The organism is Anaerotruncus sp. 1XD42-93, from assembly GCF_009917605.1.
Lineage (GTDB): Bacteria > Bacillota > Clostridia > Oscillospirales > Ruminococcaceae > Anaerotruncus.
In genome coordinates, this window is the sequence record NZ_QZEG01000007.1 from 34219 (window position 1) to 53398 (window position 19180).

Sequence of the window (19180 nt, forward strand, 5' to 3'; positions counted from 1 at the left end):
CGGCAGCCCGTCCTAAAAAGCGTTCCCCTCGCATGGACAGGTATGCAAATGGGAAACAAAAACAAACGCAGCTCCGCCGGCATGCCGGAAGCAAGCCAACGGAGCTGCACACTTGTTTTCAGCGGGTTGCAGCCCGCATTGTTGCTGGATTAGAAGTTGACGAAGTCTGCAGTAACCAGATAATGGTTCTTAACAGCAGCGCCATTCTCCTCGTGGTTGACAAGGGTCATCTCCATGCCCTCGGTGAACTCATTCGCACACTCCTGAATGGTCTCGCGCAGGACAGCGTCATCAAGGACAACGCCATTGGTCTTGCCCTCGAGGACCTTCTTAGCGTACTCAACGCCGGCGGAGATGAAGAGCATGTTGCAGGGAACGCCCCAAGTGGAAACACGGCCCTGCATCCCAGCCTCATCCACCTTGGCCTGGAGCTGCTCCAGCATGTAGCCAACATCCGCCTCGTGGCCGGACATATCAATGTTCAGGGCAGCCGGGAACGCATGGAACGGGGACGGGCAGCACTGCAGGGTATAGATCGCGCCTCCCTCAAAGACTGAACGGATCAGAGGCTCCTGCATACCGCAGTTGGTGGTGAAGAATACGGTGTCCTTGCCGTATTTCTCGATCTGGCGCGGGACATCCTCCAGGATGAACTGCTGCGCGCCGGTGATGCCGGAATCGCCGGTCGGGTCGGGGGCGGTCACATTTTCCAGCTTGATGCCGTTCTCAGCGCAATATTTTTCGAGATTCTGATAACGCGCAACGATCAGGGCATAGCTCATGTGGCGCGGGAACGAATAGTGGATCATGGTCTTTGCGCCCTGCTTTGCAGCCTGGGGCGGGATGGTGATGCCGCAGCCCGGCTCGTCAACCTGCAGAACGATGTCCGCTTTCGGGTCGATAACGCCGGGGTCCTCGCCAGGGGTACCCGCAATGAAGATCATGTCCGGGCGGGTCTCACGCACCTTGTCGATCGCCGCAGAAGTACCGGGGATCGCCTGGCACCAGACAATCGCTTTGACATCCGGGTCGGAAGCCATTGCGACCGCGTTGGAGATAACCGTCTCGGTCTCCTTGTCAAAGTTGTCGGGATAGGTCGAGGTAACGATCATATCACCGTATTTTTCTTTCATCTTGTTCGCCTGGGTGATCTCTTCATCGCCCTGCGAAGCAGTACCAGTGATGATGCCGATCTTGAAGTTTTCCGCCGGAGCTGCCGGAGCCTCACTGCCCGAGGACTCTGCCGGAGCTTCGCTAGAAGCTGCGGGCGCTTCCGGAGCGGAAGAGGACGCCGCCGGCTCAGAACCACGGCATCCTGCTGCACTAATCGTCATCAACGCAGCGAGTGCGAGACACATCAGTCTTCTTTTCATTCGTTTTATTCCTCCTTAATGCTTTTTGTGCGTATGCACTTATTTCAAACGCAAACCCTTTTCCCATAACAGGCTCGCGCAGAAACCATCCACAATCAGGTCTTGGTGAGCATCTCAACCACAAGGCTGGCGGTACGCTCCAAGTCGCTGACCGCAATCAGCTCACTCGTACTGTGCGCATTGGTCATGCCGGTTCCGACGTTCACCGCGTCGATCCCATTGGCAAACAGCCAGGTGGCATCGCAGCCACCGTAGGTGCTTTTGCAGAACGGTTCGGCACCCAGCCTGCGGTAAACCTCAAACAGGTCGGTCACCAGTTTGCAGTCCTCCGGCACATAAAGTACGTCCGAATGACGGTCGAGCGAAAGCGTATATTGTGTACCGAACTTTTCACAGGCATCTTTGACCGCCTGTTCGGTCTCACGCAGATGCTTTTGAAGCGTTTCCTCTTCAAACGAGCGGATCTCCATATCAAAGGATGCCTGCGCGGGCACAACATTGGTTTTGCCCGGCGCGAGGAAGTTCGCCACATTCATCACGGTCAGCTCATCCACATGCCCGCAGGGAATGTGTGAAACCGCCTCAGCCGCAGCCTTGAGCGCATGAATTCCCTGTTCAGGGGCGACGCCCGCATGGGCGCTCTTGCCTTGGAAAGCAATATGCAAAACCACATTGGCTGGCGAACGGTTGACGACCGCACCGTTTGCGCTTGAGTCGAAAACAATCGCCTGTTTGCTGTGGAAAAGGCTGTAATCGGCATATTTCGCGCCGAGCAGACCCAGCTCCTCGCAGATCGAGAAGAGCACCTCAACCGGCCGATGAGCCAGCCCGCCTTCATGAAGCGTCTCGAGCGCTTCGAGGATGGCGGCAACACCAGACTTGTCATCCGCACCGAGGATCGTGTCGCCCGACGAACGGATTACCCCGTCTTCGATCACCGGGCGGATTCCCACACCAGGGGATACGGTATCGAGATGGGCGGAAAGAAGCAGCGGTTCCCCATCGCCGGGCAAAAACGCATAAAGGTTAAAACCATTGGAGCCGCATTTTTCTCCAACCTCCCCGCGTTTGACCTCAAGGCCAAGCGCAGACAGCTCCTGCTCGATCAGCTCGCAGAAACTGCGTTCGCTGCCGGATTCACTGGGACAGTTAATATAGCGTAAAAAGCGGTCGAGTAAACGCTGTTTGTTCATGAGACGGTTCCTTCTCTCCCGGAAAAATTTGTTACATTCTGTTCACTGTTTGTTTATGATGAGTTATTTTATCACATCAAAGCGATGTTGTCTATCTCCATTTTCTGAAAAAGAGAACTTCCAACAAAATCTTCACTAATATTTCTCACATATTTCTCTCCAGAGCGTACTCTATAAAAGAACAATTTTGCCAATTATGTATTTGTTAGAAGGAACAAACCGTCATATTCCACAAATAATTTGGGTTTATAATATGCGATGGCAAAAAAATCCGCTTTTTCGGGAAAATGCAGGGATTTCCGGTCCTCCAGCAGGGCTAGCGTTTTTTTCGAGTCAGCTCAAAGCTGAGGTGCAGAAGGTCGAAAACCTGATCCTCAGGAAGGGAACCATCCAGCAAAATCGTGATCCAGTTGGCTTTGTTCATATGGTAGGCCGGCCGGAACCCACGCTCATGCAACAGCGAGCCGATCAGGATCGGATCACATTTGACATCCAGAATATCCACCATACCTTCTCCCTCCAGACCAACCTTACATCTGGGAACCTCCAAAACCAGTGCATACCACTTCGCATTGTCTCGGTGCCTCAAAACGGCGTCCCGAGGGAATTTCATCCAGAGATATTCCGGCTGATCCCCGAACGCCTCCTCCGCATGGTTCAGAACCGCATCTCGGTCCGGACTTCTAAAATCCATCCTGCATCCCTCCTGTTTTTCATCATTTTATCGGATCGGCTCCAAAATGTCCAGCATAACGCCGCAGCCATACCACCAAATTTTCTCTGTATAGAAAGGAAACTCTTGACCATGTAATAGGATCGGAGTATAATACAAGATGGACTTTTTTACGATCATACAATAGGATAAACATCCTCTAAAAGTCAGGATTTTATGATTCTTTCATTCATAAATTATACGCAACTCAGGAGAGGAGAACCGCAATGAAACAGTTTTTTGGGAGCAGCCAGCGCGGAGACTTGAAAGAGGCCGTCCGGGGGCTGCAAAATCCACAGCTGATTCTGTTGATGTCCAATCAAGAGCAGTTCGAAACACATGTACAGGAACTGGAAAGACTCTATCCCCGTGTCCCAAGCATCGGATGCATTGGCATGAGCTATGATACCAAAATCGTGGAAAAGGGTGTCGGCGTGGTTGCCTTCTGCGAAGGTGTAAGCGCTGTAGCCAATGTGCTGGAGCAGGTGTCCACCATGCCGGTGAAATACATTGAACGGCTGCAGAGGGATGTCAGAATGGTAAGCGCGTCGCAAAAGGACACTATCTGCCTGGATTTCTGCTCAGGGAACGACGCTTGTGTGCTGACTACTATTTATACCGTCCTGAAGCCCCTGCACATTTCCTTGGTAGGTGGGACCGGAGATGGCGGAAGGGTTTCGGCAAACGGCCAGATCTACGAAGACGCGGTTGCTTATGCGCTGGTCAGGAACAACCATGGGAAGATAAAAGCCTATAAAGAGAACATCTACCACCAGATGGGCAACTACCGGTTCATTGCCTCCGCAACCGACAAGTCCAAATACATAATCGGGGCATTGAACGGACAGCCCGCGAAGCAGGTCTACCAGCGGATTCTCCACGTGAGCGAACAGGAAATCCTGACACAGACATTCAAAAACCCGTTTGGGAAGCTCAATGGGGGCGATACCTGCATCGTTTCCATCAAAGAGGTCAATGGCAGCGCATTGGCCTGTTTCCGGCAGGTGAATGATTCGGATGTTCTTGCCCTGCTGGAGCTGGGAGATTACCGGGCCATTGTAAAAGACACCATCCGCGCGATCCGTCAGGACTTCTCCAGAATATCGGCTGTCTTTTCGATCAACTGTTTGTTCCGTTACAAGCTGTTCAGCGAGGATAACTATATGCAGGAATACCTGAAGGAGATGGGTACGCTGGGCAGCCATGCCGGACTCGTGGGGTATGGGGAACATTTTAACAACCAGTTTATAAACCAGTCGATGTCTTGCGTTGTATTTGAGTGAAGGGGGAAGAGAGATGCTCTTTCTGAAAAAAAGCCCGGGGCAGAAACCGCCGCGCAAACAGGCGCGGGCAGAGAAAAATTTATATCCGCTGATCCATGTAACCAACAGTTTGAAAGACTATCAGCAGGAACTTGCCAAAAAGGAAGTGGATTCCCTCCGTGAGTTGGGGCTGATCAGCAGCTCCTTTAACAGCGTTTTGGGGGAAACTGAAAATTTCCAGTCCAGGCTGGAGGATTTCGGGAATCATTTTGCGAGTATCAGCCAGGTTTCGGATGAATTCACAACTGTAAAAACAGAGATTTCCGAGTCGGTGCTTCAGGCGCAGACAGAGGTAGAAGATCTGAAAAATGTCTCTCAGCAGGTGGAAACCCATTTCGGCGAGATGGGCAGCACCTTCTCCGATCTGCAGCGGGACATGGAAAAGATCAAACAGTGCATGAGCAAAATCATCTCCATTGCCGATCAGACCAATATTCTTGCCATCAACGCATCCATCGAGGCGGCCCGGGCAGGGGAACAGGGGAAGGGATTTGCGGTCGTTGCCACAGAGGTAAAAAAGCTGGCGGACGAAATCAAAGGCCTGGTCGCAGAGGTGGATTCGAGTGTCAAAGCGGTGGAGCATGGTACTGACCGGCTGAACGACAGCATCGTCACTTCGCAGCAGACGCTGGGCGAGAGCGTGGAAAAAGTCCGGGAGACATCCGAAATGTTCGATCGGATTATCAAAGCGGCGGATGGCGCTGCTTTTGTCCAGAGCGAAATTTCCGGTGTAATTGAAAAATCCCAGACATCCCTCTCGGCTGTCCGCAGCTTCTTTGAACGGATCAAGGATCGGTATCAGGAGGTCATGAAGCATATCGAGCGGGCCAGCACCCTGGGCACGACCAAAAGCGCCATGTTTGAGGATATTGACAATATGATTTCGCAGATCCCTCCCATCGTAGAGGAATAGCGGAAGCCTGAAAAAACAGAAGCCGGTTGACTGGAATCAACCGGCTTCTGTTTTTTATTTGAAATCTGCTTGCCTCTAGAAGTTTCGCCCGATACGGCTAAAACAGGATAACAGGCGCCTTTTCCGGGGAAAAGGCGCCTGACTGCTTTTTAATCGGTGTAGAGCGGATACTTCTCGCAGATTGCGGTGACGCCTGCGCGGATTTCATCCGCTTTGGTCTCGAACTCGGTTGCCGTCATCCGGATATATTTGGCAATCAGTGCCATCTCATCCTCTTTCAGGCCGCGGGTGGTAACTGCCGGAGTCCCGACACGAATTCCGCTCGTGATGAACGGGCTCTGCGGATCGTTGGGAATTGCATTTTTGTTGGCCGTGATATACACTTCGTCCAAACGTTTCTCCAGATCTTTGCCGGTGATTCCCATATCCCGCAGATCGACCAGCATGAGATGGTTGTCGGTACCGCCCGAAACAAGCCGGAATCCCTCTTTGCACAGGCCATCGGCCAATGCGGCAGCATTCTTCACAATCTGCTGCTGGTATTCCTTGAACGAGGGCTGGAGCGCCTCCCCGAAACTGATCGCCTTCGCCGCGATAATGTGCATCAGCGGGCCACCCTGTGTGCCCGGGAAGATCGCCTTATTGAACTGCTTGCCGAACTCCTCGTCACGGCAGAGGATCAGTCCGCCGCGCGGGCCGCGCAGGGTCTTGTGGGTGGTGGTGGTCACCACATCGGCATAGGGGATCGGGCTCTGATGGAGCCCAGCGGCGACCAGGCCCGCAATATGCGCCATATCCACAAACAGATAGGCTCCGACTTCCTTGGCGATTTCAGCAAACCGGTCGAACTTGATCTCGCGCGGATAGGCAGACGCCCCCGCAACGATCAGCTTGGGCTTGCACTCTTTCGCGATCTCGAGTACCTTGTCATAGTCGATATAACCGGTTTCCTCATCCACGCTGTACGGCACAAAATGGTAGTACTTGCCCGACAGGTTGACAGGGGAACCGTGGGTGAGATGTCCGCCATGCGCAAGGTTCATGCCCATGACCGTATCCCCGGGCTGGATCAGCGCGAAATAGACCGCCATATTCGCCTGTGCGCCCGAATGCGGCTGGACGTTGGCGTACCCAGCGCCGAAAATCTTCTTTGCACGCTCAATCGCGATGTTTTCCACCACGTCAACGCATTCGCAGCCGCCATAATACCGCTTGCCGGGATAGCCCTCTGCGTATTTATTGGTCAGGACAGTGCCCATCGCCGCCATGACCGGCTCGCTGACGATGTTTTCAGACGCGATCAGCTCCAGATTGCGGCGCTGACGTCCACACTCTTTTTCAATCGCGCCGCCGACCTCCGGATCGTATTTGCTGATGAATTCCATCCATTCGTTCACCATAAGAAATTCCTCCTAACTCGGTTTTCTGTGCGGTACATCCGCCCCGCCTCATATGGGATGGGTCTATCATACGACGGATTACGCTCCCTGTCAATGCCGCAGCATCATTTTATCTGCGTTTTGGGGCTGCATGCACCGCATGGCCCAGCACATCTTCGACCGCTTCGGTCACCGCCTCGTTGAAGGTTGGATGCGGGCGGATCACCGACGCGAGCTGCTCGAGAGTCATACCGCCCCGGATCGCGGTGCAGAGTTCACCGATCATGTCGGTTGCGCGGCAGCACATCATCTGTGCGCCAAGCAGACGGTTGGTCTGGCTGTCGAATACCACCTTGATAAACCCGCGGTCAGCCATCTCGATGACTGTTTTTCCGTTCGCGGACATGATGAATTTCCCTGTCCTGACCGGAATGCCTGCCGCCTTTGCGTCGGCTTCGGTCATGCCGACCGAGGCGATCTCCGGGTTGGTGTAGATGCAGGAGGGGACCAGCGAGAGGTCGGTCGAGGGTTGCTCTCCCGCGATCACAGCCGCCACATGCAGCCCCTGTGCCGACGCCACATGCGCAAGCTGGATATTGCCCTTCACCACATCACCGATCGCATAAATCCCCTTGACGCAGCTTTCAAACCGCTCGTCAACCGGGATTGCCCCCCGCTCAAGATGCAGATCCAGCCCCTGCGCAAACAGCCCTTCGGTATTGGCGCGCCGCCCGATCGAAACCAGGACCCCCTCTGCCTGCGCGGCCTGCTCCTTGCCCTTGGCGGAAAAGGTGCACGCAAGCCCGCCTTCCGCCTGTTCGATCCGCTCGACCCGCGCGCCGGTAAAAATTTTCACCCCGCGCCGTTTGAGGATCATCGAAAGGTTCTGGGAAATCTCCTTGTCCATCGTGGGGAGGATCCGATCCATCGCCTCGACGATTGTAACTTCGCAGCCGAGCGCACCATAAACCGTCGCAAACTCGACTCCGATCACGCCGCCGCCGATAATCAACAGCTGTTTATAATCCTGCCCGCCGCCGGTCAAAAGCGCGTCGCTCGTGACTACCCCGGGCAGCTCCAGCCCCGGGATCGGCGGCCGCACCGGCTCGGAACCGGTCGCTATCAGGATGTTTTCGGCCTCAAGGACGGTATCCCCCACTCGGACAGTCCGGGCATCCTCTACAAGCGCCTTCCCGCGCACCAGCGTGATTTTATTTGCCTGAAACAACCCCTCGATCCCGCTCACAAGCTGGGAAACCACCTCGTCCTTCCGGGCGTGGATCGCTGGGAAATCGTAGGAAACCCCTTCTGCCCGGATTCCGAACCGCTCGCTCGCGCGGATCTGCTCGAGCAGCTCCGCCGAATGGAGCAGCGCCTTGGTGGGGATGCATCCGCGGTTGAGGCAGGTGCCGCCTACCGCCCTGTCCTCCACCACCGCAACCCGCAGCCCAAGCTGTGCCGCTCGGATCGCCGCCACATAGCCCCCCGGCCCTGCGCCGATGACAACCAGTTGATATTGCTCTGCCATTTCCTGTTCCTCTCTTTCGGTTTGCTCTAAGGACCTGTTCCGTATCTCGTGCGAGCAGGCTTTTTCTGCTGCAAAAATCCCCTTTGCCCCCTGCAAACGGCCATTCACCGGTGAATATGCCCCACAGAAGAAAGTAAGCCGCCTGCGGCCCGCGTCAACAGCCGTCCTAGGCGGCTCTAACCGGTGCACCGCTCCACGAGCAGCCTTTGTAAGTCCTGCACCATCCGTTCTGCACCGCTGTCCGGCTGCGGGAGCTGCCCCACCGCCTCCGCAAGCGGCGCCCCACCGTACCGGCACCCCTTGAGAAGCCCCGGCAGCGCGGCAACCAGCTCCTGATCCATCGCGTCGGAATAGGCCTGCACATCGGTCACGATCCCGCCGTTGACCGCAAATTGCAGGCAGACCTCCCCCCAATCATACCGTTCCGAAAGCTCGCTGGTAAATGGGATTTTTCGTCCGAACCGCCAATCCCACGAGCGGAAGGTCTCCTCCTGTCGGGAAAGCACCGCCCGGTCGAGCCGTTCCTCGGGGAATCGCTCCGGGGACAGCCCATAGACCTCCCCAAACGCCCCGGCCAGTGCCTGCCGCACCTGCTCGACCGTCACACCAGGGCGGAAATCTGTGAGATTGGCGACCCGGGCTTTCACCGAATCGACCCCTTTCGACCGCAGCTTTGCCGCCGAAACGTTGAGATAGGCCGACAGGCTGGCCTTATCCACGTCGATCAGGATGGTGCCGTGATGATAGCAGTGCCCGTCCGCGCGATAGAACGCATTGCCCGAAATCTTGCGCCCATCGACTGTGACATCATTGCGTCCGGTCTTTTCGGCGTGGATTCCCAGCCGGTTGACCGCCCCGACCAGCACTTCAAGCTGCCGGCTGACATCATAATCCTCCTCGCGCACCAGAAAGGTAAAATTAAGGTTGCCGAGGTCGTGGTAAACCGCGCCGCCGCCCGAGAGGCGGCGGACCAGATGCCCGCCGTCTGCCTCGAGCTGTTCCATGCGGCACTCCTTCCACGCGTTCTGGTTCCTGCCGATCACCACCGTCCGCTGGTTCTGCCACAGGTAGAGGATGCACTCCCCCACCCCCACCGCTTCGAGCAGGCAGGCTTCCCGCGCAAGGTTTCCGTAAGGCAGGGTATTTCCGGCTTCATCCAGATAAATCCGCTCTATCATCCGTTTCCCTGCTTTCTTTTATTTTGAAACAAGGGTGCTTTTTACCAGTGAAAAAGCACCCTCTTGCCGCCTTTGGAGCAGCAAATAACTCGAAAAATGCCTCTTAGGACATGGTCCCCTTATTTCAGAACCCGTATTCACAACCATTTGACACCGTCTGAGCGGGCCTTTTGCCGGCCTGCTGCTTCGCCTTGCAGGGCAGCAAAATCCCTCGCCCATCCGGCATCCCCGGATGATGAGTCCAGGTTCTTACTCTGTAAATTGATAGCGCAGCTTCGGGTTGCGCGCTGCTCCCAGTTCATCCGGCCTGCGGATCGGTGTACGCACCGGCGCTTCATGCAGGCTCTGCGGGTCGGAGAGCGCTGTCTCGTAGATGCTGCGGAAAACCGCTGCCGCCTGATCTAGTGTTTCCTTCGACTCGGTTTCGGTCGGCTCGACCATCAGCGCTTCTTCCACGATCAGCGGGAAGTACATCGTCGGCGGATGGATGCCGTGGTCGAGCAGCGACTTGGCAATGTCCATCGCACTGACCCCGTTCTCTTTCTTGAGCTTCGAAAGGGACATAACAAACTCATGCATACACGGCCCATCATAGGCCATCTCATACAGGCCGGCCAACTCATGCATCAGATAGTTGGCATTGAGCACCGCGTTGGCGGACGCCTCCGGAATCCCTTCGGCGCCCAGCGTGAGGACATAGGTCAGCGCACGCAGCACCACGAGGAAGTTGCCATAGAACGCCTTGACACTGCCGATCGACTGTGCCGGGGTGTCAAACTGGCAGGAATCCCCCTCCCGCACCTGATGGAACACCGGCAGAAACGGCTTGAGCAGCTCCTTACAGCCGACCGGACCGGAACCGGGGCCGCCGCCGCCATGCGGGGTCGAGAAGGTCTTATGCAGGTTGAGATGGATCACATCAAAGCCCATATCGCCCGGACGCACCATCCCCATGACCGCATTCAGGTTTGCGCCGTCGTAGTAGTTCAGCCCGCCAGCGTCGTGGATGATCCGGGTGATCTCAAGGATATTCTTGTCAAAGATGCCGACTGTGTTCGGATTGGTGAGCATCAGGCCCGCGGTGTCCTCACCGACCGCTGCACGCAGCTTTTCCAGATCGACACAGCCTTCGCTGTTCGAGGGGATACTGACCACCTCGTACCCGACCATCGACGCGCTCGCCGGGTTGGTTCCGTGTGCCGCATCCGGCACGATGATCTTGGTGCGTTTTTGGTCCCCGCGCGATTCATGGTACGCCTGAATCAGCATCAGGCCGGTGAATTCCCCGTGTGCGCCCGCTGCGGGCTGGAAGGTCATCCCATCCATGCCGGTGATCTCGCAGAGCAGCTCTTCCGCCATGCAGAGCGCTTTCAGACATCCCTGCACCGTATGTGCCGGCTGGAGCGGATGGATCTTGGAAAAGCCCGGCAGGCCGGCCATCTCGTCGTTGATTTTGGGGTTATATTTCATCGTGCAGGAGCCGAGCGGATAAAACCCGTCATTGACCCCATGGGTGCGCTTCATCAGCGCGGTATAATGGCGGCTGATGTCCACCTCCGCAATCTGGGGAAGATGGAGCTTCTTGCCGCGCCGCAGTGCTTCCGGCAGTTCGGCGGCCGGGACATCCAGCCCTGGCAGGATCGCGCAGCCGCGGCCCTCTCTGCTCCGTTCAAAAATCAGTTCCATGTTGCACGCACCTCCTGAATAACCGATACCAGCCTGTCAATCTGCGCCTTGGTGTTCATCTCGGTGACGCACCAGAGAATACCGCCTTCGACCGGATAGCCTCCCAGAATCCCCTCGCCCTCCAGCCTGGAAAGCAGGGCCTGCGGGTCACCCGGACAGCCGGTGACAAACTCATGGAAAAACGGTCCCGTATAGGCCAGTTCAAACCCGCTGATCTTTCCCAGCTCCGCCGCCGCATAATGCGCCTTGGAATAGCACAGCTCCGCGACCTGCTGCATCCCCTGTGCGCCCATCGCAGTCATGTAGGCCGACGCGGTCAGTGCGCAGAGCGCCTGGTTCGAGCAAACGTTGGAGGATGCCTTTTCCCGGCGGATATGCTGTTCACGCGCCTGCAGGGTCAGTACAAATGCGCGGTTCCCCTCCGAATCGGTGGTTTCCCCGACGATCCGTCCGGGCAGTTTGCGCATCATCGCGCTGGTGCAGGCCATAAACCCGAGGTACGGGCCGCCGAACGAAAGCGGCATTCCGAGCGGCTGCCCCTCGCCGACCGCGATGTCCGCGCCCGACTCAGCCGGGGTTTTGACCATCGCACAGGCAATCGGGTTGACCCCCATGACGTATTTGGCGCCCGCACTGTGCACCAGCTCCCCGAGGGCGTCCGCGTCCTCAAACTGGCCTAGATAGTTGGGCTGCTGGAGATAGAAACAGGCGGTCTTTGCATCCAGCATCGAAACCAGCGCGTCCTTGTCGGTCACACCATCCTTCATCGGAACGATCTCCACTTCCACATGCGCCGCGTGGCAGTAGGTCTGGATCGTGCGGATCACCATTGGATGTGCCGCCGCGGAGACCAGAACCCGGCCGCGTCTGCGGTCACGGCACATCGCAACCGCTTCCGCTGCCGCAGATGCCCCGTCATAGACCGACGCGTTGGAGACGTCCATACCGGTCAGCTCACAGATCATCGTCTGGTACTCGAAGATCGACTGCAAAATCCCCTGGCTGATTTCCGCCTGATAGGGGGTATAGGCGGTGACAAACTCTTCTTTGGAGGTCACGCTTTTAACGATCGAGGGGATATAGTGGTTGTAGGCGCCCGCGCCGCGGAAGATCACCGGGAACACCCGGTTTTCCGCAGCGAGTGAGCTCACCAGTTCGCTGACCTCAAGTTCGGATTTTCCCTGTGGGATATGAAGTGCTTTCAGCTTCATCCCAGCCGGGACGTTCGCAAACAGCGCGTCGATGCTGTCCGCACCGATCTTTTGCAGCATCTGCGCGCGTTCCTGCCGGGTGGACGGAACATAGCTTCCCATCTGCTTATTCCTCCTCGGCGCAGAACGCCTCATAAGCTGCCGCATCGAGCAGCTCTTCCTTATCAGAAATGCTGCCCACCTCGAACAGCCACGCCTCATAGGGCGACTGGTTGATCAGCTCGGGCTGGTCGAGCAGGTCCTCATTGATCGCGGTGACCTCCCCGGAAACCGGACAGTAGACGTCCGAAACCGCCTTGACCGATTCAACGTCTGCACAGGCTTTCCCCTTCTCGACCCCGTCCCCCACCTCCGGCAGGTTGACAAACACCAGTCCGCCCAGTGCATTCTGGGCAAAATCGGTCAGGCCGACCTTTGCGGTATCCCCACTGAAGGCAACCCATTCGTGCGACTTGGAATAAAGCAGTTCTTTCGGTGTATTCATGATTATTTCCTCCTAATAATATGCTTTTTATGGAAAAACACAGATGTATTTATTATGCGCGTTTATAGAACGGAAGTTTGACAACTTCGGCGGCAATCCTGCGCCCGCGGACTTCAGCCTCCACCTGGGTGCCCGGCTCGGTATAGGCGATCTCGAGCAGCGCCATTGCGACCGGATGCCCCAGATACGGACAGTGGGTGCCCGAGGTGGTCTGCCCGATCTTCTTCCCATCCGCGTAGACGTCCGCATGTTCACGGATGATCCCGCGTCCGGTCACCTTCAGCCCTACCCGCTTGCGGGTCAGCGCGCCCTTGGCTTCGATCCCCTTCTTGCCAATAAACGCCTCTTTTCCCATCTTCACGCCAAAGCCCAGGCCGGTCTCGAGCGGGTCGATCGTTTCATCCATTTCATGTCCGTAGAGCGGCATCCCGGCTTCCAGACGCAGGGTATCGCGTGCGCCCAGGCCGCAGGGAATCAGCCCTTCCGGCTTTCCGGTTTCCAACAGCAGGTTCCAGAGCTTCGGGGCGTCCTCGTTCGAGAGGTAGATCTCGTATCCATGCTCGCCGGTATAGCCGGTCTGGGAGATCAGGCAGTCGAACCCGCCTACCTTCCCCTGCCGCACAAAGCTGTAATATTTCGCCGGGATATCCTCGGCCGACGTGAGCTTTTCCAGAATCGCTTTGGCGTTCGGCCCCTGTAGGGCAAGCTGCGCCACGCGATCCGAAATATCCTCAATCGTGCACTCTCCGAACAGGTGCTCCTTCATCCACGCGACATCTTTGTGGCGGTTGGACGCATTCACTACGATCAGATAGCTTTCCGCGGTAATCCGATAAACAATCAGGTCGTCCACCACGCCGCCATCCTCGTAACACATCACACTGTAGCGGACCTGCCCGTCATACATATTGGTAAAATCATTGGTCAGCAGGTGGTTCAGGTTCGCCAGCGCATCCCTGCCCTTATAGATCACCTCACCCATGTGGGAAACATCGAACAGCCCTGCTTTGGTGCGGACCGCCATATGCTCCTCGATCACGCCTGTGCCGTACTGTACCGGCAGCAGATAGCCCGCAAACGGGACAATCTTGCCGCCATATGCGGCGTGGCAGTCATAGAGTGGTGTTTTCAGTTCCAACTTGCATCCCTCTTTCCTTTCCGATTTTGCTGCGCCATATAAAAAACGGAGACGTACTCGTTTTACCCGTAGTACGCCCCCGTCATTCATACCTGAAAGATTCTCCTCGCAATGAGGATTGCTTCTTCGGTGCCAGACAGCCTTGCCCAGCTTTCCAGAGTTTCGTCCGAATCCGGTTCTTTTGCCTGAGAGTTTATCGCGACTTCACCTTCGGCGCCGCATTGAAGCGGTCTCTCCCGGACCCATCTTCCGAAAAATATTCAGTTTGATTACCGCTAGTATACCGGCTTCACCCGTTTTTGGCAACCCCCTTTTCAAAATTTCTGCAAAAAGCCCAAATTTATTTTCTCTTTCCAGGCATTTTGAACAAATATGGGGATTCCAAATCTTTTCAGGCTTTCAAACTCTGGATCGTCTCCCAGACCTCCTCCAGAACCGGTACACCGTTTTCGATGTTTTCCCTGCGGGTCACCAGCTCGAGTTCTCCCGGATAAAAGATTTTTCCGTCCGGCGTGGTCGGTTCAGCCGTTTTGATGTCCTCCACAACCGTTTTGATGATGTTGTCGGTGAGCGCTGCAGTGTTCATATGCCTGGGATCAATCGCAATCATCACCTGTGACAGCCCAACTTCTTCGGTATATTTCCGGCCGATGTCGGTGACGGTGTTGGCCCCTGACAGGATCGCTGCCACCAGATCGAGCGCGATCGAAAGCCCGCTGCCCTTCCAGTAACCGATCGTCAGAACACGCTGGGTCTTTTCGATTTCGGCGGGATCGGTGGTGATGTTGCCTTCGCTGTCCCAGCCGCCCGGAACCGGGAGCTGTTCCCCTTTCATCCGGGCCATCTCGATCTTCCCATACGCAAACTGGCTCATCGCGCAGTCGATCACCACATGTTTTCCCTCGCTCTGCGGAACCGAGAGGATAAACGGGTTGTTTCCGATCTTTGCTTCCTTGCCGCCCCATGCCGGGGTATTGGGCATCGTGTTAGTCCAGCAGATTCCCACACAGCCCCGGTCCGCAGCCTGCCACCCATAGGCGCCGCCCCGCATCCAGTGATTGGTGTTGCCGATCGCCACGATGCCGATTCCATGTTCCTGCGCTAGCTCGCATGCCCGGTCCATCGCGAGTCGGGCGTTGGCATTCCCGAGACCCATATGCCCATCCCAGCGCTCGAAACCGCCCATTTTTGCGGTGCACTCGGGTTTTGCTTTCCCATCCACCACCCCTTTGTCCAGGTAGCTGATGACCCGGGGGAACCGGTTGACGCCATGGCTATAGACGCCATCCACACTGGTATCCGTAAAATTCTGGGCGGCAGCCTCCGCAATCACCGGATCGACCCCACGTCCAAGCAGGATTTCCTGAAAGGTTGCCTTTAATTCCTGTGCCGGGATACGCATTTTGCAACACTCCTTCTTAAAAAATCATCTAAAATATCGTTCGCAGTTTTTATGAAAGCGCTTTTCTATAATCAGTATAGCAAATCTCTTTCAAAAGTCAAGATGCTCCTATTGCCCTTTCTCTAATTTGTCATAATTTATAATTCTAATGTTATTTCAAGCGTTTTAATAGTGCAAAAAGCTGCAATCCAATCAAATCTTTCGATTGGATTGCAGCTTTATTTTTAAAAAATATAAAAAAGCGCTTTTATGAGCTTCTTCCAAGCACAAGCTGCGGCTGCACCACCATAGAGGCATAATGCTCCCCTTTTCGGATCAGCGTCTCCAAAAGCTGCACGCTCAGCCCTCCCACCAGTTCAGCTTTGTTGTCAACCGTAGTCAGCTCCGGTTCACAGACCTTTGCATAATCAGAATGGTTGAAACCGGTCACCGCAATCTCTTCCGGCACCTTGATCCCCGCACATTTTAAGCCTTTGAGCACGCCAACCGCAGTCAGGTCCTCCCCACAGACGATCGCGCTGACCTCCACTTCCGAATCCAGAAGCCGCTGCACCGCCTGCATTCCGCCCTGTAGGCCAAATTCGGTCTCCCGGATATGCGACGCCCCGTCCAGCCCCAACCGTTTCATCGTTTCCAGAAAGCCGGCCTGCTTGCGCTGTGCACTGTCTGTATCCATGTCCTTCAGATAAAAAATCTCCCGATGGCCCTTCTGGTAAAGGTGGTCAACCGCCAAGGAGATTCCCAAACGATCGTCCACCAGAACCGAGTAGCAGCCGGGCAGATTCAGCTGACCGTTCGCCACCACAACCGGTGTATGCTTCAACAGGGACGCGACCCGCTCATCCAGCTCGATCCGGTTGAAGATCGAGCCTACCAGGACCACACCATCCACCTGCTTGCTGGTGACAACATCCAGATACTGTACCGCCTCTTCCAGGTCTCCGCCAGTGTTGCAAAGCTGGACATTATACCCCCGTTTGCTGAATTCCCGCTCAATCGTATAGGCAATACGCGAATACTGCGGCACCCGCACATCGACTGTCAGGATCGCCACTGTTTTCATCGATTTGGAAACCATCCCCCGCGCAATCCCGCTTGGGACATAGTCATATTTTTTGAGAATTTCCTCCACCTTACAGCGGGTCTCCTCATTGACATTCTCTTTCTTGTTCAATACCCGTGAGACCGTAGAGATCGAAACCCCGGCTTCTTTCGCAATATCGTAAATATTCATCTTTTTTCCGCCCCTCCTTCTATGCAAAATGGTTGAAAGCCCTTTCAAAATTGTATCCGTTTTAGCGGCAGCTGTCAAGATTTTTGCAGAAGAACGAGCTGCCTCACCGATGGCACAAAACCGGTTGTTCCTTCTTGCTTTCTGTATGAGCCGCCAAACATCCCTTGGAATTTTCGTCCAATATACCTATTGAATTTGCACAAATAATTTTATTAAAATAGATTGTATAAAATGACAAAACTCGACAGATTGGTGGTGATTTTTTGGACTACATCGCTCACTATCGCGAACAGGACCAGGTTGCGCAAACGGTAAAAGAACATCTGGACGGAACCGCAAAGCTCGCTGAAAGATTTGCAGCCCCTTTCCAGAGCAGCGAGCTTGCAGGGCTTTGCGCCCGGATGCACGATATGGGGAAATATTCCGAAGCCTTTCAAAAACGTATCCGGGGCGGGAAGCTGCGTCCGGACCATTCAACAGCCGGCGCGCAGGCGCTTTTCCGGCAAAATCCGAAGATCGGAAAGCTGCTCGCTTATTGTGTGGCGGGGCACCATGGCGGGCTGCCGGACGGCGGGGATCAGGCCGATACCGAAGCTGACACCACCCTGGCAGGGAGGCTGCTGCGGAAACTGGAGCCTCACGACGCTTTTTTTGCCGAGAATGACCTGCCCGCTATTCCCACGCAGCCGTTCGCGCTCCAACCCGCCTCCCGTAAGTCGATCGGCTTTACCCTTTCCTTCTACATCCGGATGCTCTACTCCTGCCTGGTGGATGCAGACTTTCTGGATACCGAGCGGTTCCAGTCGAATGGCACTATTGACCGGGAAATCCCCTCTGATCTGGAGCTGCTGTCGCATAGGCTCGACCAAAAATTAGAAACATTCGGGCACAGTGGCCGGCCGATCGACCAGAAACGGTGCGCCATCCTGCGGGACTGCATCGACGCTTCCGTCCATCCACGCGGGCTGTTCAGCCTGACTGTACCGACCGGCGGCGGAAAAACCCTTTCTTCCCTCGCTTTCGCGCTCCGCCATGCCCTGAAAAACGGTTTGGATCGGGTCATCTATGTGATTCCCTATACCTCGATCATCGAACAGAATGGAGCTGTTTTTTCCGAACTATTGGGAGCGGAATCGGTATTGCAGCACCATTCCAACTTTGACTTTTCCGCTGACGACGAACACGGAATCCTGAAAAAGCAGAAACTTGCTTCCGAAAATTGGGATGTGCCGCTGATTGTGACCACCAATGTCCAGTTTTTTGAATCCCTCTTCTCCAACCGCCCCTCCCGCTGCCGCAAGCTGCACAACATTGCCAACAGCGTGATCCTGTTCGATGAGGCACAGATGCTTCCCACCGAATATCTGCGTCCCTGCACACAGGCGATCTCCGAACTGGTGCGCAACTACCGGTGTACTGCTGTCTTATGCAGCGCGACCCAGCCTGCGCTTGGCCGTTTTTTCCCTCCCAGTGCAATACAGGAAATCTGTAAGGATACCGACGGCCTTTACCGGTTCTTCCAGCGGACCCGGATGGCGCTCCGCGGAGAACTCTCAAATGACACCCTCTGCGAGGAGCTGCAAAGGCTTTCACAGGTGCTTTGCATCGTCAATACCCGTTCCCATGCGCGGGCGCTCTATCACGCCGTTGGCGGCAGCGACTCTTTTCACCTCTCTACACTGATGTGCCCCATCCACCGCAAAGCGGTCATTGATGAGATCCGTCGAAGGCTGCGCGCAGGGACCGACTGCCGGGTCTTTTCCACCCAGCTCATCGAAGCGGGCGTGGACGTGGACTTCCCCGTCGTCTACCGCGCGATGGCTGGGATAGATTCGCTCGTGCAGTCGGCTGGGCGCTGCAACCGTGAGTACAGGCACTCGGTCGGCGATGTATTCGTTTTTGAACCGGAACCTGCCTACCAGCCCCGTTCACACTCCTTGCGGCGTCCGGCTGAACTGGCACGTAATATCCTCCAAAAGCATCCCGATCCCCTTTCCCTCGAGACGATTCACACCTACTTCACCCGGCTTTATGAGGTCTCCGGGGACGATAGCCTGGATATAAAAGATATCTGCCGCAAACTGGAAGCGAGTGTGACCGCATACAGTTTTCCCTTTTCTGAGATTGCACGATCGTTCGAGCTGATCGGGCAGGCTACCCGTCCGGTTGTGATCCCATTCGATCAGCGGGCTGAACAGCTCATCGCCAAACTGCGCAGCGGTCCCCCACAGCGCGACCTCATCCGCGCGATGCAGCCTTATACAGTTTCGGTCTATGAACCGGAATACCGGGCACTTCAGGCGGATGGGAAGCTGGAACAGCCCTGCGACGGATTGTCCATACTCGCCGACCCGGAAGGGTATCATCCGCAAACCGGTCTGATTCTGTCGGAGGGTTCCGGCGGACAGGGCATCTTTTTCTGAAAGG

15 protein-coding genes and 1 riboswitch are annotated in these 19180 nt (G+C 55.7%); of the genes, 3 read left to right on the forward strand and 12 right to left on the reverse strand.

Features of this window, described 5'->3' with window-relative positions; all coding sequences use genetic code 11:
* Positions 1-149: 149 nt before the first annotated feature.
* The 3 genes from D5269_RS04510 to D5269_RS04520 form a co-directional block, all read right to left on the reverse strand.
* A complete protein-coding gene (locus D5269_RS04510; protein ID WP_120483795.1) occupies positions 150-1373 on the reverse strand; it encodes a DUF3798 domain-containing protein in 1224 nt (407 codons plus the stop codon).
* A 95-nt stretch (positions 1374-1468) separates the two neighbouring features.
* Complete coding sequence (locus D5269_RS04515) at positions 1469-2566, reverse strand: M20/M25/M40 family metallo-hydrolase (protein WP_016314961.1); 1098 nt, start codon at positions 2564-2566, stop codon at positions 1469-1471.
* A gap of 316 nt (positions 2567-2882) precedes the next feature.
* Positions 2883-3260 carry an MmcQ/YjbR family DNA-binding protein gene (locus tag D5269_RS04520; protein WP_016314960.1) on the reverse strand — a complete coding sequence of 126 codons (378 nt, stop codon included), beginning with the start codon at positions 3258-3260 and terminating at the stop codon, positions 2883-2885.
* Positions 3261-3505: 245 nt separating this feature from the next.
* On the opposite strand from D5269_RS04520, the gene D5269_RS04525 reads away from it, so the two are divergent.
* Positions 3506-4561, forward strand: a complete 1056-nt coding sequence (locus tag D5269_RS04525; protein ID WP_120483796.1) for an FIST N-terminal domain-containing protein — start codon at positions 3506-3508, stop codon at positions 4559-4561.
* A gap of 13 nt (positions 4562-4574) precedes the next feature.
* Positions 4575-5513, forward strand: coding sequence for a methyl-accepting chemotaxis protein (locus D5269_RS04530; protein WP_016314958.1), 939 nt, complete (start codon positions 4575-4577; stop codon positions 5511-5513).
* A 149-nt stretch (positions 5514-5662) separates the two neighbouring features.
* On the opposite strand, the gene glyA is transcribed toward D5269_RS04530, so the two are convergent.
* The 9 genes from glyA to D5269_RS04575 all read right to left on the reverse strand — a co-directional run bounded on the left by glyA (position 5663) and on the right by D5269_RS04575 (position 16753).
* Positions 5663-6913 (reverse strand): serine hydroxymethyltransferase, encoded by a 1251-nt coding sequence (gene glyA, locus D5269_RS04535; RefSeq protein WP_016314957.1) that lies wholly within the window; start codon positions 6911-6913, stop codon positions 5663-5665.
* Positions 6914-7022: 109 nt separating this feature from the next.
* On the reverse strand, positions 7023-8420 hold the full coding sequence (gene lpdA / locus D5269_RS04540) for a dihydrolipoyl dehydrogenase (RefSeq protein WP_120483837.1): 1398 nt from the start codon (positions 8418-8420) through the stop codon (positions 7023-7025).
* 176 nt (positions 8421-8596) lie between these two features.
* Positions 8597-9598 (reverse strand): lipoate--protein ligase, encoded by a 1002-nt coding sequence (locus D5269_RS04545; protein WP_120483797.1) that lies wholly within the window; start codon positions 9596-9598, stop codon positions 8597-8599.
* A 249-nt stretch (positions 9599-9847) separates the two neighbouring features.
* Positions 9848-11284 (reverse strand): aminomethyl-transferring glycine dehydrogenase subunit GcvPB, encoded by a 1437-nt coding sequence (gcvPB, locus tag D5269_RS04550; protein WP_120483798.1) that lies wholly within the window; start codon positions 11282-11284, stop codon positions 9848-9850.
* Positions 11275-12597: an aminomethyl-transferring glycine dehydrogenase subunit GcvPA gene (gcvPA, locus tag D5269_RS04555; protein WP_120483799.1), complete on the reverse strand. Its 1323-nt coding sequence runs from the start codon at positions 12595-12597 to the stop codon at positions 11275-11277. Before gcvPA ends, gcvPB begins: the two co-directional genes overlap by 10 nt.
* Positions 12598-12601: 4 nt before the next feature.
* Positions 12602-12979: a glycine cleavage system protein GcvH gene (gene gcvH, locus D5269_RS04560; protein ID WP_120483800.1), complete on the reverse strand. Its 378-nt coding sequence runs from the start codon at positions 12977-12979 to the stop codon at positions 12602-12604.
* A 52-nt stretch (positions 12980-13031) separates the two neighbouring features.
* Positions 13032-14117 (reverse strand): glycine cleavage system aminomethyltransferase GcvT, encoded by a 1086-nt coding sequence (gene gcvT, locus D5269_RS04565; protein ID WP_120483838.1) that lies wholly within the window; start codon positions 14115-14117, stop codon positions 13032-13034.
* A gap of 163 nt (positions 14118-14280) precedes the next feature.
* Positions 14281-14366: riboswitch (glycine riboswitch) on the reverse strand.
* Between the two features lie 142 nt (positions 14367-14508).
* On the reverse strand, positions 14509-15519 hold the full coding sequence (gene yiaK / locus D5269_RS04570) for a 3-dehydro-L-gulonate 2-dehydrogenase (RefSeq protein WP_120483801.1): 1011 nt from the start codon (positions 15517-15519) through the stop codon (positions 14509-14511).
* 247 nt (positions 15520-15766) lie between these two features.
* Positions 15767-16753 (reverse strand): LacI family DNA-binding transcriptional regulator, encoded by a 987-nt coding sequence (locus D5269_RS04575; protein ID WP_120483802.1) that lies wholly within the window; start codon positions 16751-16753, stop codon positions 15767-15769.
* Between the two features lie 263 nt (positions 16754-17016).
* Between D5269_RS04575 and cas3 the strand changes: the two genes are divergently transcribed.
* The gene (cas3, locus tag D5269_RS04580; protein WP_120483803.1) at positions 17017-19176 is read left to right on the forward strand and encodes a CRISPR-associated helicase Cas3'; all 2160 of its coding nucleotides are present in this window, start codon (positions 17017-17019) and stop codon (positions 19174-19176) included.
* Positions 19177-19180: the final 4 nt, after the last annotated feature.

What these genes read in the sequence shown, in the direction of transcription:
- D5269_RS04510 (WP_120483795.1), bottom strand. Translation starts at nt 1,373, where the DNA reads ATGAAAAGAAGACTGATGTGTCTCGCACTCGCTGCGTTGATGACGATT.
- D5269_RS04515 (WP_016314961.1), bottom strand. Translation starts at nt 2,566, where the DNA reads ATGAACAAACAGCGTTTACTCGACCGCTTTTTACGCTATATTAACTGT.
- D5269_RS04520 (WP_016314960.1), bottom strand. Translation starts at nt 3,260, where the DNA reads ATGGATTTTAGAAGTCCGGACCGAGATGCGGTTCTGAACCATGCGGAG.
- D5269_RS04525 (WP_120483796.1), top strand. Translation starts at nt 3,506, where the DNA reads ATGAAACAGTTTTTTGGGAGCAGCCAGCGCGGAGACTTGAAAGAGGCC.
- D5269_RS04530 (WP_016314958.1), top strand. Translation starts at nt 4,575, where the DNA reads ATGCTCTTTCTGAAAAAAAGCCCGGGGCAGAAACCGCCGCGCAAACAG.
- glyA (WP_016314957.1), bottom strand. Translation starts at nt 6,913, where the DNA reads ATGGTGAACGAATGGATGGAATTCATCAGCAAATACGATCCGGAGGTC.
- lpdA (WP_120483837.1), bottom strand. Translation starts at nt 8,420, where the DNA reads ATGGCAGAGCAATATCAACTGGTTGTCATCGGCGCAGGGCCGGGGGGC.
- D5269_RS04545 (WP_120483797.1), bottom strand. Translation starts at nt 9,598, where the DNA reads ATGATAGAGCGGATTTATCTGGATGAAGCCGGAAATACCCTGCCTTAC.
- gcvPB (WP_120483798.1), bottom strand. Translation starts at nt 11,284, where the DNA reads ATGGAACTGATTTTTGAACGGAGCAGAGAGGGCCGCGGCTGCGCGATC.
- gcvPA (WP_120483799.1), bottom strand. Translation starts at nt 12,597, where the DNA reads ATGGGAAGCTATGTTCCGTCCACCCGGCAGGAACGCGCGCAGATGCTG.
- gcvH (WP_120483800.1), bottom strand. Translation starts at nt 12,979, where the DNA reads ATGAATACACCGAAAGAACTGCTTTATTCCAAGTCGCACGAATGGGTT.
- yiaK (WP_120483801.1), bottom strand. Translation starts at nt 15,519, where the DNA reads ATGCGTATCCCGGCACAGGAATTAAAGGCAACCTTTCAGGAAATCCTG.
- D5269_RS04575 (WP_120483802.1), bottom strand. Translation starts at nt 16,753, where the DNA reads ATGAATATTTACGATATTGCGAAAGAAGCCGGGGTTTCGATCTCTACG.